Raw genomic sequence first — 17,559 nt, forward strand, 5'->3', positions numbered from 1 at the left:
ATTATGCAAGAATGGGGCTTGTCAGAAGAGCTCAAAATAAAAACAAAGCAGATGATTGAAATTGCTGAAAAAGAATTATCAAACATGAAGCATGCAATCGATAAAGAAGATGAATGTATTTTATGTAAAATGGAAGATATTCATCATATGCTAACAAATGTACAAACGTTAGCAGCTACATATTATATTCAAGCATATTTATCACCTTATACGGAAAGTTCACATTTCATCACTACAGCTGTCCAACATTTAAGCGCTCGAAAACACGGTGCTCTTATTATTGTGGAACGAAGTGACGCTCTTGAGTCTTTCATTCAAACTGGAACGACATTAAACGCACACTTAACCGCGCCACTACTTGAATCGATTTTTTATCCAGGGAACCCTCTTCATGACGGAGCCGTTCTCATTAAAAATAATCATATTGTCTCAGCAGCTAATATTCTCCCATTAACAAAAAGCATGGAAATCAATCCTGAGCTAGGAACACGTCATAGGGCTGCAATTGGCTTATCCGAGAAAATTGATGCACTTATATTAGTTGTCTCTGAGGAAACAGGGCGTACTTCATTCGCTTTAGGTGGGACGTTATATACGATTTCTTTATAGGACGAATCTTTAGCTATGTAGCACTTTTTGGAACGGTAAAATAGTAAATGAAATTATATTAACCGTAACTCCAAATATATCGACTTACCGACAAAAACTGACAATAGTCATACCATATCAATAAGAAAAGGCTATCCCAAAAATTTGAGACAGCCTTTTCTTCAAAAATTATTCTTCTCCGAAACGCTCAACAAGTGTTGCAAGTGTACGCACCATTGCACCTGTTGCTCCAGATGGTCCTAAATCATGTGCTCCTGATGTTTCAGATGTTCCAGCGATGTCTAAGTGTACCCATGGTGTTTCTTCTGCAAATTCACCAAGGAATGCCCCAGCCATAACCGCATGTCCTTCACGGCCTGGTGAGTTATTTAAATCAGCAAATTTACTGTTTTTGACACGTTCTTTATCACGTTCAAAAATCGGCAATTGCCAAATTGGCTCATCCGTTTCCATAGAAGCCTCTAACACTTGTTCAAACAATTCTTCATTATTTGTCATCGCGCCTGTTGTATGATTTCCAAGTGCAACAATTACACCGCCTGTTAATGTTGCAACATCAACTAAGTAATTTGCGCCAAGTTTCTTCGCATACGTAATACCGTCAGCTAACGCTAGGCGACCTTCTGCATCTGTATTTAATACTTCAATTGTTTTTCCGCTCATAGATGTAATAACATCATCTGGCTTAAATGCTGTACCACTTACAACGTTGTCAGTTGATGGAATAACAGCAATTACATTTTGCTCTGGGCGAAGTTCACCGATGATCTCCATCGCGCCAAGAACAGCTGCAGCTCCGCCCATATCACCTTTCATACCAACCATGCCTTCACGTGGTTTTAAAGAATAACCGCCTGTATCATATGTAATCCCTTTTCCAACAAATCCAATTACATCTTTCCACTCTTCTTTTCCTTTATAAATAAGAGCGATCATTTTTGGCGGTTCAGTAGATCCTTGGTTTACTGCAAGTAATGCACCCATACCAAGCTCTTCCATCTCTTCTTTCTCAAGAACCTTATAATCCATATCGTATTTTTCTGCTAATTCAACTGCATACTCAGCAAGCTTTGTCGCTGTTAATACGTTTGGCGGCATATTTACAAGCGTACGAGCTGAATTCGTTGCACGTCCATGTACGTATCCTACCGTTAATGCTGCTTCAATTTCTTGTGCATCTTCTGCTGTAATAGCCGTAAACTTCTCTAATTCTACACGATCCTTTTTATCTGATTTATACGTTTGTAATTCATATGTACCAAGACCTTGTACTTCTGCCGCAATATGAGCTACATCAATCGCATCTAATTTATCTGTCACGAAAGAATCAAGTAAGATTGCTGCATCTTGTACTTTTGCTGCTTGTAACGCTTTAAACGCCTTACCAAGAGCAGCACGTAACGTTTCCGTTGTATATGACTCTTTCTTACCTAAACCAACAAAATAATAACGTTTAACATTTGTTTTTCCTAAGCTATGTACTTTTGAAATGGCTTTCTTCTTAGTTGAAAGTTCTTTTTCTTCTAATAAAACTTGTAATTGTCCTTCAAACACTTTATCCAGTTCTTGTACAAAGCTACTCTTTTTATCTTCTTCAAATAAGGCAACAATTACCGCTTCATGACTTACTAATTCTTTTTGTACTCGAAACATGTTCAGACCCCCTAAATTTCTCTACGTCCATTATAACTTTATTTTCGATAAAATGCGACAATTCTAAATTCTGTTATTTCATATAAAGTGAAACTTTAATCAGTGGGGGTTTTACCGGCCGCAAATAGCAGGATAAAGATACTATCTCCAATATCTTCTATGGTGAAATAAGACAAGAAAAAAGTCTAGCGTTATTACCACTAGACTATCTTTGTTTTAAATATTGTCCACGAAACACTTGCATCGTTTCGTCTTGATTTAACATCGTTAACTCTTCTTCCGAAAACTTGCCATTTCCTATTTTCACTATATACACATTTACTTTTTTCTTACCCCATTGGCTATAAACATCTTTCACCGTATCATAATATAAATCGAGACGATTTCCTTTTATAGCACCGCCCTTATCAGCTACAACACCATATCCGTAACCTGGCACGAATAGAATTGTCCCAAGCGGGAATACGCGTAAATCGGCAGCGATTGTGGAATATAAATCCCTTTTTGCTTTAACACCTGAATATGTAATGCCATACTCTGGATGCCCCGGCCTCTTTCCAGTTGACTCTATACCTGATGTATAACCAGTTGCAGTCATTTCTATAACACGATATTTAGACCAGTCATTTGCCTGCTCTAAAGCATTTATCACTTCTTTACTCGGAGCAATTTTTTTCTCAATTTCTGCTGCATGTACTTCTTTTACACTTGTTCCTTCATATGATTTTATAATCTCTACTAAAGAAACTCCTGTGAAAGCCTGCCATGTTACGCATAATGCGAATGCAAGTAAACAAGTCATCATAATGCGAATACAATATCGTTTTAACATTTTTATATTCCACACTCCTTCATCGTTAATCATTCCCTATACGATGAAGGAATATGCAAAAAAATAATCTCCAAATTGATTGGAGATTAAAACATTTGATATCCACTTTTCCGAAGTTTTTTAATTATAATTCCTGCTAAAGCAGCACCTACTAATCCAGTAGATAGAATAAACACATCTGCGTGTCCTAAATGCGATACACTTGTCCCAAATGAAGAAAATGTTTCTTTTGGCTTTGAAAAATAGTCCCATACACTCGCTTTATTAATAATAAGCATACAAATAATCGGATATACAATAACCATTACCCACGTAGCTCGCAAAATCATGTTGAGTAAAAATCCAATTCCAAAAAATAAAATAAAGAACAACATCATTGAAATAAGTAGTACCGGTATACTCACTTCTTCTCCCTCTCCTTCGCATACGCCGTAAACACATGATAAGCCGTATAACCAAATTGCTCTCCTGGATTTAATGTTTTGTCCATTTCAAAATGCGACTCTGCTCTTCCTTCTAATAAATATTTGATGAGTACAGAAGTATTTTGATCATCTGCAATATTTTCTGGATGTAAAAAAGCTACTTCCGACAATTCTTTCTCCTGTACGATAACGTCTTCTCCCTCTGGCTCTAGAAGAAAAATAATCATATTATCACTAATTTCATTATGAATAACACCTGAGCGAATACCAATAATCCCCTTTACATGAGCAACAATGCCTGTCTCTTCCAAAATTTCACGTTTCACAGCTTCATCAACAGTCTCGCCTTCATTAACAAAACCAGCAGGTAAAGACCATTGCCCTTTCAATCCACCGTATTTTTTCTTAACGAATAGCCATCTCCCATCTTCTGTAGCTACTAAGCCACTGACAGCTAACCACACTTTCCCTCGCTTCCCCATGATATAACCTCCTCCATCAAAACGAACAGAATATTCTTTCTTTTTTATATATTATACTATATTTTCAATACGAAAAAAGCAGAAACAGCTCATAGCCGTTTCTGCTTTTTCTACTATATATTAAAAGAACTTCAATTTACCTTTTTTAAGAACTAATAAAGGTCCGCCTAGTAAGAATAAGTAACGGTTGTCGATTACTTTCTTCATGAATGAAGCTTTCCAACCTGTTAACTTTTTGCCCATAACAACGCCCATTGCATCGTCATGACCTAATGAACATACAGATCCTTTATTATCAAATGCGAACTTTTTCATTTCACCTTTGCCGCGAACTAACACAGTTAAATTGTGTGCAATATTATAACCTTCTTGAATTGCAATCTGTGCTGTTGGTGGGTATGGACGGTTAATTTCTTCGTTGATGATTAACGCTGCATCACCAACCATGAATACATCTTCATGACCCGGTGCGTGCATGTACTCATCCACTTTAATACGTCCGCGCATTGCTTCAAATCCAGACTCTTCCACAATACCATTACCACGAACACCTGCAGCCCAAACTACAGTTTCAGATTTAAGAAGTTCAGCATCATCACCGTTGGCAACGATAATACCTTCTTCAGTTGCTTCCTTAATTGCTGTACCGATGCGGAATTCTACACCTTTTTTCTCAAGTTGTTTTACAGCGTACTCTACTAATGCTGGATCGAAACCAGGAAGTGCTGTTGGAGCAGCTTCTACACAGATGATACGTGCTTTTTCACGTGGAACATCGTACTCTTTGCAAAGTTCAGGAATACGGTTTGCAAGCTCACCTACGTACTCGATACCAGTAAATCCAGCGCCACCAACAACGATTGTTACTAACTCATCACGTTTTTCAGTCGCATATTGAGCGAATTTTTCTTCCATATGCTCACGAATTTGACGAGTTGCATTAATGTTAGTGATTGAGAATGCATGCTCTTTTAATCCTTTAATTCCAAACGTTTCTGATTCGAAACCAAGACCGATTACTAAGTAATCATACTCTAATTCACCATCTTTTAAGATAATACGTTTTTCAGCAGCTTTAATCTCTACTACTGTATCTTGTACAAAGTTCACTTTATTTGTATCGATAACGTCTTGAATATCTAGACAGATTTTATCATCTTGTAATGTACCAGCTGCACTCTCATGTAACCAAGTTGCTTGGTAGTGATAGCTGTTGTTGTTTACTAACGTAATTTCAGCTTCACTTACAGATAATGTTTTTTGCAGACGAACAGTCGTAATCATCCCGCCATAACCTGCACCTAAAACTACGATTTTTGGAGTCTTCACTAAATCACAACCCTTTTCTTTATATAATAGTAATAAAAAATAATACCAAGTACTAAAAACTCTATTTGTCAAGAATGTGGAATTTATCACATTCTATATCATAACAAAACGCAGTCAAAAAATCGTACGAAATTTGTCATAGAAATTTAACATAATACTTCCCTATATTAGTCGGTTTCATTCCATAATTCAAGCACCTAGAGAATTATCAATATTTTAAAATAACATAGCGTTTTCAAGGGTTTTTCAGCCTTTTTTTCATGTATTTTCCTTTCGCTATATTTTATACAATTCTAAAACATCTATGCGCAAACTTACTTATTATTCAGTCGTTTTCAGAAGTATTATTAACTGAAATATGCTATCATTTATTTGAAAGTGTCATCATTTGCAGGATTTTCATGTACATATGAACAATATATGAAATCAATATTAAAATTCCATCATCTATAGGGGGAATGAAAATGACAGAAAATCAAAAAGTTTACGACATAACGATTATTGGTGGTGGCCCAACAGGACTATTCACCGCATTTTATGGCGGAATGAGACAAGCAAGTGTAAAAATTATCGAAAGCTTACCTCAACTTGGAGGGCAATTATCCGCGCTATATCCCGAAAAATATATTTATGATGTAGCTGGATTCCCAAAAGTGCGCGCACAAGAGTTAGTTGATAACTTAAAAGAACAAATGAAAAAGTTCGATCCAACCGTTTGCTTAGAAGAAGCTGTTGATACTCTTGAAAAACAAGCTGACGGTATATTTAAGCTTGTTACAAATAAACAAACTCACTACTCTAAATCTGTCATTATTACTGCTGGTAATGGTGCGTTCCAGCCACGCCGCTTAGAATTAGAAGGCACAGCAAAATATGAAAAGAAAAACTTACATTATTTCGTTGATGATATGAATAAATTTGCTGGAAGACGCGTCGTTGTATTCGGCGGTGGTGACTCAGCAGTAGATTGGACAATGATGTTAGAACCGATTGCGGACAAAGTTACAATTGCTCATCGCCGCGATAAATTCCGTGCACATGAACATAGCGTAGAAAGCTTAATGAATTCCCGTGCAGAAGTAAGCACACCTTACGTTCCAGTTGAACTTATCGGTGATGATACTATTGAACAAGTTGTTCTTCAGCACGTAAAAACAGAAGAAAAAATTATCATCGATGTTGATGACGTAATCGTAAACTACGGCTTCGTTTCTTCACTTGGTCCAATTAAAAATTGGGGCTTAGATATTCAAAAAAACAGCATCCTCGTGAACTCAAAAATGGAAACAAATATTCCTGGCATTTACGCTGCTGGTGACATTTGTACATATGAAGGAAAAGTAAAACTCATTGCTTGCGGCTTTGGTGAAGCACCTACAGCAGTAAACAATGCAAAAGCTTACTTCGATCCAAACGCAAAACTTCAACCAATGCATAGCTCAAGTATGTTTTAATATAGAAATGAAAAGAGCTCCTTTTACATGAAAGGAGTTCTTTTGTTATAAAGATCCCTAATCCAAATTACCTCTCTTTCTTCACAGCTATGTACTTTAGAAAAAAATACCACATACTCCTAAAATATGTTACAATTAAACAGAACATACGTTTCATTCAATGGAGGGAAATTTTATAATGAAAGAACCTATTATCATTAAGAAAGAAGCTTTCCAAGCAATCGGCGTTTCTATTACGACGACAAATGAAAAAGAGGCATCTACTGAAGGAAAAATCCCAGGGCTTTGGAACCAATACTTCCAAGAACAAATCATGCATCACATCCCAAATCAACAAACAAAAGAAACATTCGCTTTCTACTCAAACTACGAATCAGATGAAACTGGTACATATCAATTTACTATTGGCATGCCTGTTTCTTCATTAGAAGACGTTCCTGAAAATATGACAGCCTTAACAATACCTACTGCAACGTATGCGGTGTTTACAACGAGAAAAGGTCCTGTGTCTGAAGTCATTTGTGAAACTTGGGAATATATTTGGCAATGGTCGAAAGAAAACAAACGTGCTTTTACAACAGACTTTGAGCTTTATGACGAAAATGCAGTAGATCCAAATAACGTACAAGTGGATATTTATATTGCTTTAGCGTGAATGACAAAAAAGAGGATACCCTTTGGTATCTTCTTTTTTGTCGTTAAATAGCCACTGTGCAAATTCATTATTATTGTCTACAATGAGAAAGTGCAGTATAGAAATATTAGAAACTGTATAAAACGATTGTTAATAGGTTTTTCAGTCTAAATTTGGTACATAGAAAGGAAGCAATATGGAGGAACTACAACAAAATAAATCTGCTTTAGAAGGAAGCGGAAAACCGTTATTAAAAAATACGAATTTCCTTTTTCTTTGGGCAGCTACTCTCTTTTCAAGCTTTGCTTTAGCCTTTTTTACTTTTTCACAAACATGGTACATAGCAAAAACATTAAACCTTGAGGCTTCACTCGGTATTGTTTTCGTGGCTCTTAGTGTTCCAAGGCTCATCTTTATGATTATCGGCGGAGCATTAGCTGATAAATTCCCGAAAAAAAATATTATGTTTTACTCTAATATTATTCGCGCTATTCTTGTCGCAACCATTCTCACCTGGTTCATCGTCGGTGATGTAACACTATATACATTTGCTTTGTTCGCTTTGTTCTTCGGACTTGCTGACGCTTTCTTCTGGTCAGCAGATGGATCTATTCTGCCTGAACTTGTAGAAAAAAGCCGTTTAACACAAGCAAATTCACTTACTCAAATGACAAACCAAGGATCGGTCATCTTGGGCCCTGTACTTGGCGGTATTCTCATTAAATTTACGAACTATGAAACAATCTTTTCAATTACAATCCTGCTACTCATTATCGCTGCGATACTCGTTCAAAAAATACAATTTACAGTACCCGAAAAAAATGAAACAGATAAAGGCATGTTTACTTCTATTAAAGAGGGAATTTCATATGTAAAAGAATCACCATTTCTTTCAACTTTCCTTATATGTAGCGCCTTTTTAAATTTATTTTTAATCGGCCCAATGCAAGTAGGCTTCCCGCTCTTCGTCAAAAACGTTCTGCACGGTGATTCACTTCAGTTTAGTTACTTAGAAGCGTCTGTTGGCGGCGGGATGGCGATAGGAGCTGTCATTGTCGGATTAAAAAACATTAACCGCAGACGTGGTCTATTTTGTATTATCATGATGCTACTGTCTGGTGTATTCTTCCTAGCCATCAACTTTAGCACCGTACTTTGGCAAGCGTTATTAGCTGGAATGTTTTACGGTATTACAATTGCGATGGCTATCGTTCCACTTATGGCAATGATTCAATCAACAGTAAAAGAAGAGATGATGGGACGCGTTATGAGTTTACTCATGCTTTCATCGATGGGATTCATTCCGCTCTCTTACGCATTTACATCGCTTGCACTTGGGATAGGCATTCCAATTGTAACGGTTATGAAAAGCGGTGCAATCGCTGTTATCGTCTTTGTACTATTTGTAGCAATTCGTGTTCCAGTTGTAAGAAAGTTCGATTAGCTACTTGGAGTCATGTATTATACGCATGGCTCTTTTTTAAATGGATCGAATAACGGTATTCCCTTACTTCTCCTTAATGCCGCTCCCCACTCTAATCCAATTTCTAAAAATAAATCTCGCATCGTACTATACAATAGTGCTCCAACATCTTTACGAATTTCTCCGTACTTATACGCCCTCACAACACTTTTCACCCTCCAAATTAAATTCCCACGCACTTCTTCATCAGCTAATATTCCCTCTAATAAAGCACCTTGCTCTAGTAATCCGCTCTTTTTATAAGCAAGTTCCACCTTACTCCAAAATATATTAATCTTCTTCGGATTACTCGTCATCGGCACCAGTGCGTATATAAAAGGCTTCGGTATATCGTGACGACAATACGTTTCATCAAGCTCGTACGTTACTTTTCTTTTCTCTTTTATTTGTGGAATGTTTTTAGAAAGAATTGTTTCCCCCTCATTTTTTTGCTCGTTTCCACTACAGCCATCTGTACGATCATCACTTTCACATGCGGACATTTTCATACGGTCATCCATGCGGTCAATTGCAGATTTAAGAAATACATATAAGTTTGCACTATATCCCCCGCGCTTATATCTTTCTTTTGTCGCAACACGTTTTATAATCCCTAGTTCCTCTAACTTTGCAATCGAGCGGCGTACCGTACGAATACTCTTTCCAACATTTGTAGCAATCGTCTCCATTAACGGACAAGCAACTCCCACTGTTTTCTGTTTCTCATTCACTGCATACTTTCCTAAAAAATGAATAATGATAGCATCCGTTTTATTCAATTGAAATCGATAGCACTTCAAAACTTGTTTTTGATATGTATTAAACTCTTCTTTACTTCGAAATTGACTATATGGTTTCATTAAATTATATAAGCTTCCCATTTTTATCACCTCACTTATAGGTAAGAAATAGGAAGAGAAATTGGCGTGATATTTAATATTTTTTATCCCGCATTAACGGGCAGTAAGACTCCCACCTCCAGATTCGGCGAATGCGAGGAGGTTAGGTGGGAGATCAACTGCCCGTAAAAGCCCGATTGGTGTGGGCTAATAATCAGTGGGGGATGGACAAAACCCCCACTGATTAAAGTTTCATTTTATTGGAGATGAAAATATGATTGTAATTAGCGCTTGTTTAGGTGGTATCGCTTGTCGTTATGACGGTAACGATAATCTCGTTTCAAAAATAGAAGAGTTATTACAAAGGGAAGATACCATCCTTGTTTGTCCCGAAGTATTAGGCGGTTTACCAACACCACGCCCTTCTGCTGAAATTATCGGCGGTAATGGCGATGATGTTTTAGATGGAAAAGCAAAAGTAATGACGAAAGAAGGACAAGATGTCACGGAGGCTTTCGTGCGTGGTGCTTATAAAGCATTAGAACAAATAAAAGATTTAAACCCAGAATATATAATTTTAAAAGAACGCAGTCCATCTTGTGGTAGTTCTACTATTTACACAGGGGAATTTAACGGCAATAAACAAACTGGTTACGGAGTGACAACTGCTTTATTTAAAAGACACGGATTTAAAGTCATTTCAGAAGAGGATTTTGAAAGTAAAAAAAGGAATTGACCCTGTTCGTCAATTCCTTTTTTCTGTCTTATTTCGCACCTAGTTTTTCTTTCACTTTCGCTGGAAGCTCGTCCTTTTTCACTTCTTCCCAAGCTGTTACACCTTTTTTATCTGAGTGGTATACGCGTAGGAATGCTTCTTTACGAAGATTTTTTTGCGCTATGAATTCTAATTCTTTCTCTTTACCATCTTTATCAAAACCAGTTAGTTTATATTCGTAATCTTTATACGGCTGACCATTATCAGCTTTACCATTATATTCTTTTCCATCTACTGTAATTTGAACGTAATACTCATCTTTACCCATACGGTTTAAATCACAGCCAACTAACAAACTTGCGAATACAACTAAAATACTAAAAAGTGCAATATATCTTTTCATTTCCTTCACCTCATATGTTTTTCTTATATTGTTATCTTAAAGCCTAAGCTTTAAAGAAGAAATTCAAAAACATGACATGAACATTACACTTTTGTAAGATAGTAAATTAAAACTTTAATCAGTGTTTTTTCATTGAAAACGTTATTGACACTCATCTAGCCTAGTCATGACAATCTATTAACGCTAATTTTTCCACTTGTCACGAATCTTATCACGTAATTTCCTTATACCGCTTATTACACCTTCTATTACGCACTCTATTATGATATCAATTACAAGGTAACTTACAAATCTAATTATAGGTTTAATCACATATCTTCCTACGAATTCAAAAATATCGTCGATCTTGCGTCCCCTCCCGCTCGTACAAAAAACTGCTACTTCCGATTCATTTTGCGCAATCTACGTTCTGTTACAACCGCTGCGCCTACTGCAGTAGCTATCAACAAAAATAGTACGGCGATAGCGTCCACAATGAGGATATTGAATTTGGATGAAACCCCAACAAATACTAACGCTATCGTTAATACTGCTAGCATAATTATCGTTATCTTATCTTCGTTCATCATTGTCCTCTCCGATTACTCACGGTTCTCTCTCCAAGACTTTATAAAGCCACCGACAACTTTACTGCAATTGTTCCCGTAATTAATTTATTATCGTTGTAATCCATCTTCTACTACCTGCGTAACAGTTCCATTCGGTTCGAATATTACACGTAATGTTCCTTCGCCGCCATAACCGGTATAGCCGTATACTGAATACGATTTATATTTCTCAATCATACGTGGCTGTCCAATCGCAGCTTTTACTTGATTCGCAGGCATACCTTTTCTGATTTTCAAATAGTGATTATAGTCTACTTCCGCCGAATCGTTATTTACATCTTTATACCACGGTACGCGGTCGTTTTTTTCTTCATATTCCTTTACAGGCTCTTCACTGCTTTTCGTAGATACCTGACTCTCTTTATCCGCATCCTTTATAGCAGTGCGTTCAATATTAACAACGTAACCATATGTATTTAATTCAACCATAATTTCATATGTACCATCCGTATCCTTTTCAGTATAAAACACGCGTTTTTCCTTGTTATTATAATGTTTTATGTTCTCACCACCGTAGTCAATCGTATTAAGAATATCCGTATATGTCATGCCTTCCTCAATCTTTTCGGCTTCGTCACGAGAAATATAACGCTTCTGTGACGATGTAGCGTCCTCATATTTAATGCTGTCACGTTCGCTCGTAGTCATAGGGGTTTCCTTCTGTTCTTTTAGTACTTCCGCTTCCGATTTCACCTGTTGCTTTGCTCCCGCTTTTGTTAACACGTCTGTATCGTTAGAACAAGCTCCAAATATTGATGCTGTAACCAACGTCATCCCTAATACCAGTACTTTCTTAAATGACTTCATTGTAATTCCTCCGGTAGTTTTTAATTTCTAGTAATCAGCGTATTTTAATTAATATGGAACGAGTCAGTTCTATACAATTTGATATGGCCTGCACCTTCATGCATCCTCTTTATCCTTCTTCTTGCATATATTCGTTATCTTTGTCATGCTCTTTTTCTTTTTAGCGCAAAAGAAAAGACCTTCTTAACGATTTGGTTTCATCGCTAAGAAGGTCTTTATATGCAACCTACCCATTCAATTTCCACTTAGAATAAAGGGATGAAAAAACTTAGCAATCTTCTGGCTTACCAGCATTCGACGCTGTACGGAAAGATGATCCGCATCCACATGATGCGATCGCGTTTGGATTGTCGATTGTGAATCCGCCGCCAAGCATAGATTGCTTATAGTCAACTTTCACTCCCTTTACAATCGGAGCACTTTCTTTATCGATAACAAATTCAACACCGAAAAACTCAAGAACTGTGTCGTCTTCTTTTGGTTCTACTTCAAATCCTAAGCCGTAAGAAAGACCACTACATCCGCCGCCATGTACAGCAAGGCGCACGTACTTCTCTCCATCTTCAGCATCTTTTAACATATCTTTAATTTGAAAAGCTGCTTGTTCTGTTACTTCAATCATGAAATACACCATCCTTTCTGTTCTCATTCTATTATACATCTTTACGCTTCTATCTTGTACTCATACACTCCGCGGCAAATTATTTCCGCAGGCCCTTTCATTAATACATTTCCTTCTTCTGTCCATGCGATCATTAAGTCGCCGCCTGCTAAGTGAACCGTAATTTCTTTACCGTGTTCCATTTTCCCATTTAAAATTGCCGCAACGACAGCTGCGCATGCTCCTGTCCCGCAAGCTTGTGTTACACCAGATCCTCGTTCCCAAACGCGGAAATTCATCTCTTCATCATTCAAAATCTCGATGAATTCAACATTCACTCGCTCTGGGAACATTTCATGCGTCTCAAGAACCGGTCCTAACGTTGTAAGAGGCGCTTTTTCTACATCATCAACAAAAATAACCGCATGTGGATTCCCCATTGAAACAGCTGTAAATGCATAACGGTGATTATTGTATAAGAAGTTTTCACGAATAAATGGTGTTTCTCCTTCACCAAGCATCGGTATCTCTTCACGTGTTAAACGAGGTGCTCCCATGTCGATTTTCGCTAATGTAACTTTGTCATCTTCTACCGTTACTTCTGCCGTAACAATACCAGCTAACGTTTCAATTGTGAAAACTTTACCTTCTACTAGTTTATGCTCATACGCATATTTCGCTACGCAGCGTAAACCATTTCCACAGCTCTTTCCTTCTGAGCCATCGTTATTAAACATGCGCATTTTTACTGGTGCCACGTCAGAAGGACAAATTAAAATCATTCCATCTGCACCAATACCAGTATTAATATTTGAAACCTTTTCCGCTACAATTGCTAAATCTTCTTCTCTAATTTGTTCCTCAAACATATTTACATATATATAACTATTTCCAAGACCATGCATTTTTGTAAAAGAAAATTGGCTCATTTTTATTCACTCCAAAAATAATTTATTATTTCAAGTATAAAATGCATGCTTTTAGAACACAATATGAATGTCCCCCGTTTCTCATATTTGACAGTGTTTTGGCAATAAGCCGTTCTTACACAAATCGTGTAAGAAAAAAGCCCTTCTAAAAGGGCTTTTTTTTTCGAAATAAACACTCCTAATAAAGTGAAACTTTAATCAGTGGGGGGACGGGCAACAGGGCTTCAACCTAAATTCTTTGCTTCAGCTGAATTTTGAGGTGGGAGTCTTACTGCCCGCAAATAGCGGGATAAATGAAAAAAGAAAAACGTTGCCTGTTTGCAACGCTTTAAAACATTGGATTTTCATCCATATAATCATATACATTATTTACAAGTTCTTCTACTGTTGCACCTTGTACCACTTCACCATTTACAAGTGCAAATGGACCTTCAAAACAGATGCCACAATATCCTAAACAACCATATTCCATTACGTCTAAATTAGGATCTTTTTCTAATTTTTCTAAAGCTGCTTGCGAACCGCTTGCAAGGTTACCTACACAAAATTCGATTAATGGTTTAATCAAAACTCTCTCCCCCCTGTATCTCTAAACAAATTACCATTTACTTTATATGGTATGTGCATACCTAATTTGCGAAACGGATAAGTAACCCTCTCTACTTGTTACCATTCCACTTTATTTATAAGAAGAAAACTAAGCTGTTTCTTGTTGTTTTCGTTATATATTCTAAACTATTTAGTTACTTCACTATTTCACTTCATAATAGATGGTCTTCTTTATATAACATACTACTCATAATGAAATAGTAAATAGTAACTAGAAAATGAAAACCACTTACTTTACTTTTCTTCTTATTGTACAACAGAGTATTCATTCATGCATTGTTATTTGTTCACAAATTCGATATAATTTGATTGTGTAAAGTCAAAATATTTTATTAATATAAAATTGTATGATTAGGGGATATTTCAACAGAAAAGGGGTAATCCATCATGAAACACCTCGTACTACTAGGTGGTGGCTACGGTGGAATGAGAATTCTGCAGCGGCTACTTCCAAGCAACCAACTTCCAGATGATGTACAAGTGACATTAATCGACAAAGTACCATATCATTGCTTTAAAACTGAATATTATGCATTAGTTGCGGGTACAATTTCAGAAACGCATATTCGCATACCGTTTCCTGAGCACCCACGTCTCAATATTCAATACGGAACAGTAACAAATATTGACCTCGAAACGAAAGCCATTCATCTCGATGGCGGTGAAACGATTCAATATGATGATTTAATTATCGGGCTTGGCTGTGAAGATAAATATCATAACGTTCCTGGGGCAAAGGAATATACACATAGCCTACAATCAATTGAACAAACACGTAAGACATATGAACAATTAAATAGCTTAGAACCAAATGCAACAGTAGCTGTCGTTGGGGCTGGTTTAAGCGGCGTTGAAGTGGCAAGTGAACTTCGCGAAAGCCGTTCAGATTTAAAAATCTATTTATTTGATCGAAAAGATAGAATTTTATTCCCATATCCAGAGAAATTAAGTAGATACGTAGAAGAATGGTTTGTAAAACATAAAGTTACCATTATACGAAACTCTAACATTACAAAAGTGGAACCAAACATTGTATACAACCATGATGAACCACTTGAATGTGATGCAATCGTCTGGACAGCTGGTATTCAAGCAAATGAAGTTGTTCGAAACCTTCCAGTAGAACAAGATGGTAGCGGACGGGTTGTTTTAACGAAATATCACAATATTCCAAATAACGAGCACGTTTATGTCGTAGGAGATTGTGCAGCACTTCCACACGCACCATCTGCTCAACTTGCTGAAGGTCAAGGAGAACAAATTGTCCAAATATTATTAAAACGTTGGAATAATGAACCACTTCCTGATGAACTGCCTGTTATTAAATTAAAAGGTGTTCTCGGTTCTCTCGGCAAAAAACATGGATTTGGTTTACTAGCAAACCAACCATTAATGGGACGTGTACCGAGATTATTAAAATCCGGTCTTCTTTGGATGTATAAATATCATAACGGTTAATACTTTAAAGGCTGCCTACATAGTAGACAGCCTTTTTCTATTCATTTTTTGTAACTACTCAGTCATTCTATGAAAAACCGACAGAAAAGCATTTTTTTAAATGGTCGAGAGGGACTGGCTATGTATAGTATAGGATCGGTCAGTGCCTTTTCCTGCCACGCGCAAAGTTTTAAAACAAAGAAAAAAGATGTTCCTTCTAAAGAGACTTTATTTTTCTATTTTTCTCCCTTTTTGATACGATATAACTAGAATCAGAAAGGAGCAATTTATGTTTATATTAAAAGACATCACATATAAAGATATTCTACACATTCCTTATTTACAGATTCAAAAAGAAAAAACAACTTGTATTATCGGTGAAAGTGGTAGTGGTAAAAGCACATTACTTCGCATGTTAAACGATTTACAATCACCAACATCTGGCACAATTGAGTATAACGGAAAATCTATTTTAGATTATCCTCCCATTCAATTACGCCGTGAAGTTGTCATGCTCGGACAAACTCCGCCTATTTTTGATGGAACAATTAAAGATAATTTATTAATGGGACTTCGATTTTCTGAAAAGCCATTTCCAAATGACGACGCCCTGCAAGGCGCATTAACGACTGTTAGCCTAGATAAAAAATTAGAAGATAACGCCTCTTCTTTATCAGGTGGCGAAAAACAAAGACTTGCTTTCGCTCGTATTATACTAATGGATCCGCCCGTCTATTTATTAGATGAACCAACTTCGGCGCTAGATGGTGACACAGAACGCCGCGTTATGAAACAATTCACTCTACTGGCAAGAGAAAAGAAAAAAACAGTTATCTTCATCACGCACTCGCAACAACTTCCAGAAGAAATCGCAGACGATATTATTGAAATTAGTAAAACAAACGGTGCAACTAGAAAGGAAGTGCTATCAATTGAAGGGCGTTATTGAACTACAAATTTGGCAACTTGCAGCTGCATATATTTTCATCCTTATTTTAATCGGGCTTGTGAAATTAAAAGGAATACCGCGTGAGAAACAAATTACAATTGCTACATTACGTATGACAATTCAGCTCGTACTAGTCGCATATGTTCTTACATACATATTTGAAAATAGTAATCCGTTTTATACAATAGCTCTCATTACTTCTATTACTACATTTGCGATTTTCAACATTTATAAACGAATAAACCTTCCTATGTCAAAAGAATTAAAACGAGTAGCCGCCCTCTCCATGATCGCTGGATCAATTGGCCCTCTTCTACTATTTATCTTTGTCATTATCGGACACGATCCTTGGTATGCTCCGCAATATATCGTTCCTATTGCCGGCATGCTAATCGGTAACGCTATGACAGGTATTTGCCTCGGGGCAAACACCTTTTTAAACAGTATGAAATCACAAAGAGACCATATTGAAGGTGCACTTATGCTTGGCGCAACTCCAAAACAAGCAGCTGCTCCGCTCATACGGGACGCTTTCGATTCTGCTATTTTACCAACAATTAATTCCATGGTCGGAATGGGAATTATAAGTCTTCCAGGCATGATGACAGGACAAATTTTATCCGGTGTATCACCATTTACAGCTATCCAATATCAAATTGCGATTATACTTGGCATTTCTGGAAGTACAGCTTTCTCTGTTATTATCTTCTTACAGCTTGGGTATAAAACGTTCTTTAATAAGCGGTGCCAGTTGAAAGAAGTTGAAGTACAATCATAAAAAA

The 17,559-nt window shown here is 36.8% G+C and carries 20 protein-coding genes; 8 read left to right on the forward strand and 12 right to left on the reverse strand.

Going from position 1 to position 17,559, the window contains the following annotated elements; translation table 11 throughout:
• Window positions 1–3: 3 nt before the first annotated feature.
• Window positions 4–609, forward strand: a complete 606-nt coding sequence (gene cdaS, locus AC0IXC_RS17115; protein WP_002034547.1) for a sporulation-specific diadenylate cyclase CdaS — start codon at window positions 4–6, stop codon at window positions 607–609.
• Window positions 610–777: 168 nt separating this feature from the next.
• Here the strand turns inward: cdaS and pepA are convergent, their stop codons facing one another.
• The 5 genes from pepA to AC0IXC_RS17140 all read right to left on the reverse strand — a co-directional run bounded on the left by pepA (window position 778) and on the right by AC0IXC_RS17140 (window position 5,330).
• On the reverse strand, window positions 778–2,262 hold the full coding sequence (gene pepA, locus AC0IXC_RS17120; protein WP_215590316.1) for a cytosol aminopeptidase: 1,485 nt from the start codon (window positions 2,260–2,262) through the stop codon (window positions 778–780).
• Between the two features lie 205 nt (window positions 2,263–2,467).
• Window positions 2,468–3,094, reverse strand: coding sequence for a 3D domain-containing protein (locus tag AC0IXC_RS17125; protein WP_033709844.1), 627 nt, complete (start codon window positions 3,092–3,094; stop codon window positions 2,468–2,470).
• An 86-nt stretch (window positions 3,095–3,180) separates the two neighbouring features.
• Window positions 3,181–3,498 carry a YuiB family protein gene (locus tag AC0IXC_RS17130; RefSeq protein ID WP_002089308.1) on the reverse strand — a complete coding sequence of 106 codons (318 nt, stop codon included), beginning with the start codon at window positions 3,496–3,498 and terminating at the stop codon, window positions 3,181–3,183.
• Window positions 3,495–4,001, reverse strand: coding sequence for an NUDIX hydrolase (locus tag AC0IXC_RS17135; RefSeq protein WP_002015875.1), 507 nt, complete (start codon window positions 3,999–4,001; stop codon window positions 3,495–3,497). Before AC0IXC_RS17135 ends, AC0IXC_RS17130 begins: the two co-directional genes overlap by 4 nt.
• Window positions 4,002–4,121: 120 nt before the next feature.
• Window positions 4,122–5,330 (reverse strand): NAD(P)/FAD-dependent oxidoreductase, encoded by a 1,209-nt coding sequence (locus tag AC0IXC_RS17140; protein WP_002067919.1) that lies wholly within the window; start codon window positions 5,328–5,330, stop codon window positions 4,122–4,124.
• A gap of 464 nt (window positions 5,331–5,794) precedes the next feature.
• On the opposite strand from AC0IXC_RS17140, the gene AC0IXC_RS17145 reads away from it, so the two are divergent.
• From AC0IXC_RS17145 to AC0IXC_RS17155, 3 genes are all read left to right on the forward strand, one after another.
• Window positions 5,795–6,784, forward strand: coding sequence for an NAD(P)/FAD-dependent oxidoreductase (locus tag AC0IXC_RS17145; RefSeq protein ID WP_012261913.1), 990 nt, complete (start codon window positions 5,795–5,797; stop codon window positions 6,782–6,784).
• Window positions 6,785–6,962: 178 nt separating this feature from the next.
• Window positions 6,963–7,439 carry a GyrI-like domain-containing protein gene (locus AC0IXC_RS17150; RefSeq protein WP_033709549.1) on the forward strand — a complete coding sequence of 159 codons (477 nt, stop codon included), beginning with the start codon at window positions 6,963–6,965 and terminating at the stop codon, window positions 7,437–7,439.
• Window positions 7,440–7,614: 175 nt separating this feature from the next.
• Window positions 7,615–8,862 (forward strand): MFS transporter, encoded by a 1,248-nt coding sequence (locus AC0IXC_RS17155; protein ID WP_002034542.1) that lies wholly within the window; start codon window positions 7,615–7,617, stop codon window positions 8,860–8,862.
• 17 nt (window positions 8,863–8,879) lie between these two features.
• Here AC0IXC_RS17155 and AC0IXC_RS17160 read toward each other — a convergent pair whose 3' ends face one another.
• Window positions 8,880–9,761 carry a helix-turn-helix domain-containing protein gene (locus AC0IXC_RS17160; protein ID WP_326996214.1) on the reverse strand — a complete coding sequence of 294 codons (882 nt, stop codon included), beginning with the start codon at window positions 9,759–9,761 and terminating at the stop codon, window positions 8,880–8,882.
• Between the two features lie 232 nt (window positions 9,762–9,993).
• Between AC0IXC_RS17160 and AC0IXC_RS17165 the strand changes: the two genes are divergently transcribed.
• Window positions 9,994–10,455: a 2-thiouracil desulfurase family protein gene (locus AC0IXC_RS17165; RefSeq protein ID WP_002191061.1), complete on the forward strand. Its 462-nt coding sequence runs from the start codon at window positions 9,994–9,996 to the stop codon at window positions 10,453–10,455.
• Window positions 10,456–10,483: 28 nt separating this feature from the next.
• Here the strand turns inward: AC0IXC_RS17165 and AC0IXC_RS17170 are convergent, their stop codons facing one another.
• The 6 genes from AC0IXC_RS17170 to AC0IXC_RS17195 all read right to left on the reverse strand — a co-directional run bounded on the left by AC0IXC_RS17170 (window position 10,484) and on the right by AC0IXC_RS17195 (window position 14,350).
• The gene (locus AC0IXC_RS17170) at window positions 10,484–10,837 is read right to left on the reverse strand and encodes a YxeA family protein (protein WP_002191062.1); all 354 of its coding nucleotides are present in this window, start codon (window positions 10,835–10,837) and stop codon (window positions 10,484–10,486) included.
• 377 nt (window positions 10,838–11,214) lie between these two features.
• Window positions 11,215–11,406: a hypothetical protein gene (locus AC0IXC_RS17175; RefSeq protein ID WP_137076099.1), complete on the reverse strand. Its 192-nt coding sequence runs from the start codon at window positions 11,404–11,406 to the stop codon at window positions 11,215–11,217.
• An 87-nt stretch (window positions 11,407–11,493) separates the two neighbouring features.
• Entirely contained in the window at window positions 11,494–12,252 is a 759-nt protein-coding gene (locus AC0IXC_RS17180; protein WP_326996213.1) for a hypothetical protein, read from the reverse strand.
• A 268-nt stretch (window positions 12,253–12,520) separates the two neighbouring features.
• Window positions 12,521–12,874 (reverse strand): HesB/IscA family protein, encoded by a 354-nt coding sequence (locus tag AC0IXC_RS17185; RefSeq protein ID WP_002034566.1) that lies wholly within the window; start codon window positions 12,872–12,874, stop codon window positions 12,521–12,523.
• A 41-nt stretch (window positions 12,875–12,915) separates the two neighbouring features.
• Window positions 12,916–13,782 (reverse strand): diaminopimelate epimerase, encoded by an 867-nt coding sequence (dapF, locus tag AC0IXC_RS17190; protein WP_002015893.1) that lies wholly within the window; start codon window positions 13,780–13,782, stop codon window positions 12,916–12,918.
• 328 nt (window positions 13,783–14,110) lie between these two features.
• Complete coding sequence (locus tag AC0IXC_RS17195) at window positions 14,111–14,350, reverse strand: YuzB family protein (RefSeq protein ID WP_002015892.1); 240 nt, start codon at window positions 14,348–14,350, stop codon at window positions 14,111–14,113.
• Window positions 14,351–14,778: 428 nt separating this feature from the next.
• On the opposite strand from AC0IXC_RS17195, the gene AC0IXC_RS17200 reads away from it, so the two are divergent.
• The 3 genes from AC0IXC_RS17200 to AC0IXC_RS17210 all read left to right on the forward strand — a co-directional run bounded on the left by AC0IXC_RS17200 (window position 14,779) and on the right by AC0IXC_RS17210 (window position 17,555).
• Window positions 14,779–15,849: an NAD(P)/FAD-dependent oxidoreductase gene (locus AC0IXC_RS17200; protein WP_002192372.1), complete on the forward strand. Its 1,071-nt coding sequence runs from the start codon at window positions 14,779–14,781 to the stop codon at window positions 15,847–15,849.
• A gap of 268 nt (window positions 15,850–16,117) precedes the next feature.
• The gene (locus tag AC0IXC_RS17205; protein WP_002034567.1) at window positions 16,118–16,777 is read left to right on the forward strand and encodes an ABC transporter ATP-binding protein; all 660 of its coding nucleotides are present in this window, start codon (window positions 16,118–16,120) and stop codon (window positions 16,775–16,777) included.
• On the forward strand, window positions 16,761–17,555 hold the full coding sequence (locus tag AC0IXC_RS17210) for an ABC transporter permease (protein WP_002191065.1): 795 nt from the start codon (window positions 16,761–16,763) through the stop codon (window positions 17,553–17,555). Before AC0IXC_RS17205 ends, AC0IXC_RS17210 begins: the two co-directional genes overlap by 17 nt.
• The last annotated feature ends 4 nt before the right edge of the window (window positions 17,556–17,559 follow it).

The sequence above is a fragment of the Bacillus sp. AC266 genome (assembly GCF_979253805.1).